This window comes from Mesorhizobium sp. (genome assembly GCF_004962925.1).
Taxonomy (GTDB): Bacteria; Pseudomonadota; Alphaproteobacteria; order Rhizobiales; family Rhizobiaceae; genus Mesorhizobium.
In genome coordinates this window covers 1-3,069 of sequence record NZ_SUEO01000065.1, presented here as the reverse complement: position 1 = coordinate 3,069, position 3,069 = coordinate 1, and the positions used below count along the sequence as shown (strand labels likewise).

Genomic DNA, 3,069 nt, shown 5'->3' with positions numbered 1-3,069 from the left:
CGCCGGTGTTCAACTGGCTGCTGCCGGGATACGGCGTGCCGGCGCTGGCATTCGGCTTTGCCGCCTGGCAACTCGCTCGCACCACCAATGGCCGGCCGCGCCTTGTCATGGAAGCGGGCGCAGCACTGTTTGCACTGCTCACCGTTGCCATTCTGGTGCGCCATGCCATGCATGGCGGCGTCATCGACACTAGTGCTGCGACGCTCGCCGAGCAGGCGATCTACACGTTGATCGCCCTTGGCGCCGGCGCCATCCTGGTCGCCATCGACATGCGCTCGCCGAGCTCGGTGCTGCGCTATGGTTCGCTTGCCGCGGGCGCGGTCTCGGTCGCCTTCGTCGTGGTCGAGCATTTCCTGGCGCTGAACCCGCTGTTCACCGACGAATCGACCGGCCAGATCCCGGTGTTCAACCTTCTGTTCCTCGCCTATCTCTTGCCGGCCGTCGCTGCCGGGGGGCTCGCGCTCTATAGTAGGGACAAGCGGCCGAAATGGTACGCCGCGATGCTGGCGCTGGTGGCGGCGCTACTGGTCTTCGCCTATGCGACGCTGTCGGTGAGGCGGCTGTTCAAGGGCGAGTTCATCGGCTTGTTGAGTGGCCTCGGCCAGCTCGAGACCTACAGCTATTCGGCGCTGTGGCTAATCATCGGTGTGGCGCTGCTCACTGCCGGCGTCTGGCTGAAGTCGCAGGTGCTGCGCATCGCGTCGGCCGCGCTGATCTCGGTCGCCGTGCTGAAAGTCTTCCTCTTCGACATGTCGGAGCTCGAAGGCGTGCTTAGGGCACTGTCCTTCATCGGCCTCGGCGCGGTGCTGATCGGCATCGGCCTGTTCTACCAGCGGCTGCTGACGCGCGCGGCCAAATCCGAACCCGGATAGATTCAGGCCAGATCGGTCTGCAAGAAATCATTGCCCTTGTAGAGCAGGGGTACCCGGTAGGCCTTGGCACATGCATAGCTGAAGCAGTCGCCGAAGTTCAGCTTGGCGGGATGGCCGACATATCGACCGTAGTCGCGGGCAGCTTTGACTGCGAGTTCGCGAATGGCGGTATCCAGCGGAACTTCCACGGCCTTGAGTTCGGCCAGGAAGCCAATGACAATCGTTTGGCATTGATCGATCAGAGCAGGCGGTGTCGGAGCTTGATCGCCGCTTTCAGCTACAGATTTTCTGCGGGCTATCCCCAGGATCGCTTCAAACGCGGAACTCGGCGAGAAATAAAGCGTCTCGGCAGTTTCAATCCTTCTCAGCAGACGATCCACATCTGCCTCTCTCAAAATCAGCGCAATAATGACGGAAGCATCAAGAAACATCGGGTTCTCCCCAGGCCTCGTCCATGAATTTCTTCATATCGAAGGTGGGGTCATCGGGACCAAGTGCGCTCGCGGCATCCTGATATTTTTTGATACGCTCGCTCAGCGGAAGGACAGAGTTCGCTCGTTCAAGCTCGCGCTTGAGAGCGATCCGCACTGCTTCAGTCTTCGTGGGGGCCTTGATGGCGGACTGTAACTGACGAGCCAGGGCGTCGACCTCGTTATCGCGGATGTATAGAGACATATCGATTTCTCCGAACGTATATTCCAAGTCGAATATACCAAATATGTGACTTTGAATATACATCCTTTAGGGTGCGTTTTCAACCTCAGGCTTCTTACTCATGGCGTGCGGCGCCTTGACAGGTGGCCCTCTAGCCCGGCCGGGAATAAACCGGTCCACGCCAGCGTTATTGCATTGCTTGGGTGACCGGGGCGGCGGACCGCTTCGCGCCGGCCACTTGCGCCGCGCCGTGAAGGCGCGTTCAATCGGATGAACAAGGCACCTCAGAACCAGCGGTCATGGACGCAAAGAAGGCAGCAATCCTTGGCGAAATACCGCGTCTGCGCCGTTATGCGCGCTCGCTGTTGCGCGACCGCGATTCCGCCGACGACCTCGTTCAGGACTGTCTCGAACGAGCGCTTGTGCGGCTCGACAATTGGCAGACTGGAGAAAGCCCCAGGAGGTGGCTGTTTACGATCATGCATCATTTGTTCATCGACCAGATGCGCAAGGTGAACCGGCGCGGCGAGGGAGCGATGCTGCCGCTGGAAGCGAGCGAGGCGCAGGCAGCACCTGCCGAGCAGATGGAGAGCATCGCCTCACGCGAGATTATCGACGCACTGCAGGCGATCAGCCCCGACCGGCGCGCAGCACTCGTCATGGTCGCCATCGAAGGCTTTTCCTATGCCGAGGCCGCCAACATCCTCGGCGTGCCGGCCGGCACGCTGATGTCGCGCATTGCGCGCGGACGTGATGAGTTGCGCGGGCTGCTGGATGACGCCGCGCGTCGCCGGGCGATAAGGATCGTCGAGAAATGACCCGGCACGATTTCTCCGAACGCGACATCCACATGGCACTCGATGGCGAGTTGCCGGTTGACGAGCGCGTGGCTTATGACGCCTGGCTCGACGCCAATCCTGAAATGAAGGCGAGGAGCGCCCGTTATGTTGCCGACCGCGCAGCGCTGCGTGCCGCCTTCGCCGGCGTGCTCGACGAGCCGGTGCCGGCGCGGTTGCAGAAGATCGTGTTCGGTGAGGCGCCGGCCAAGGCGGCAGTATCGCGCTCGCGCTGGTGGCTTGCGGCCGCCGCAGCCGCGGTGCTGGCCATTGGCGGTGTTGGCGGTTACGTCGCCGGCATCGACCATTTCGGTCTGGAAGACCCGGCCGAGGACCAACTCGCCGAGCAGGCGATCGCAGCCCATGTCATCTATGCCGCCGAGCAGCGGCATGCGGTGGAAGTGCCCGCCAGCGACAAGGATCATCTGCAGACCTGGCTGTCCAATAGGGTCGGCCTGAAGCTGGTCGCACCGGATCTGGCGGCGGAAGGATTCCAGCTCGTCGGCGGCCGGCTGCTGCCTGCAGGCGAGAACAAGGCCGCGATGCTGCTTTATGAAGACGACAAGGGCGAGCGCATCTCGCTGTTCGTCACGGCTGAATCGGCAGAGAAGGCCAAGGGCACCTATGGGTCGGAGGAAGATGGTCCTGCGGCTGTCTACTGGCTGGACAAGGGTTATGGCTGCGCCGTCGTCGGCTCGTTGCCGCGC

5 protein-coding genes are annotated in these 3,069 nt (G+C 62.1%); 3 read left to right on the top strand and 2 right to left on the bottom strand.

Annotated features, from left to right (window positions below; all coding sequences use genetic code 11):
* Positions 1–872 (top strand): DUF2339 domain-containing protein (locus E5W87_RS15170; RefSeq protein WP_292398656.1); only part of this gene is annotated, 872 nt, incomplete at its 5' end.
* Positions 873–874: 2 nt separating this feature from the next.
* On the opposite strand, the gene E5W87_RS15165 is transcribed toward E5W87_RS15170, so the two are convergent.
* Complete coding sequence (locus tag E5W87_RS15165) at positions 875–1,303, bottom strand: type II toxin-antitoxin system VapC family toxin (protein WP_292398653.1); 429 nt, start codon at positions 1,301–1,303, stop codon at positions 875–877.
* Positions 1,293–1,547, bottom strand: a complete 255-nt coding sequence (locus tag E5W87_RS15160; protein ID WP_292216872.1) for a type II toxin-antitoxin system VapB family antitoxin — start codon at positions 1,545–1,547, stop codon at positions 1,293–1,295. Before E5W87_RS15160 ends, E5W87_RS15165 begins: the two co-directional genes overlap by 11 nt.
* A 278-nt stretch (positions 1,548–1,825) precedes the next feature.
* Here E5W87_RS15160 and E5W87_RS15155 point away from each other — a divergent pair, with 278 nt between their 5' ends.
* On the top strand, positions 1,826–2,344 hold the full coding sequence (locus E5W87_RS15155) for an RNA polymerase sigma factor (protein WP_292398650.1): 519 nt from the start codon (positions 1,826–1,828) through the stop codon (positions 2,342–2,344).
* A partial coding sequence (locus tag E5W87_RS15150) for an anti-sigma factor (protein ID WP_292398648.1) occupies positions 2,341–3,069 on the top strand: 729 nt, incomplete at its 3' end. The genes E5W87_RS15155 and E5W87_RS15150, both read left to right, overlap by 4 nt.

Bases quoted from the DNA above. Each gene is read 5' to 3' on its own strand.
- E5W87_RS15165 (WP_292398653.1), bottom strand. From the start codon at position 1,303: ATGTTTCTTGATGCTTCCGTCATTATTGCGCTGATTTTGAGAGAGGCA.
- E5W87_RS15160 (WP_292216872.1), bottom strand. From the start codon at position 1,547: ATGTCTCTATACATCCGCGATAACGAGGTCGACGCCCTGGCTCGTCAG.
- E5W87_RS15155 (WP_292398650.1), top strand. From the start codon at position 1,826: ATGGACGCAAAGAAGGCAGCAATCCTTGGCGAAATACCGCGTCTGCGC.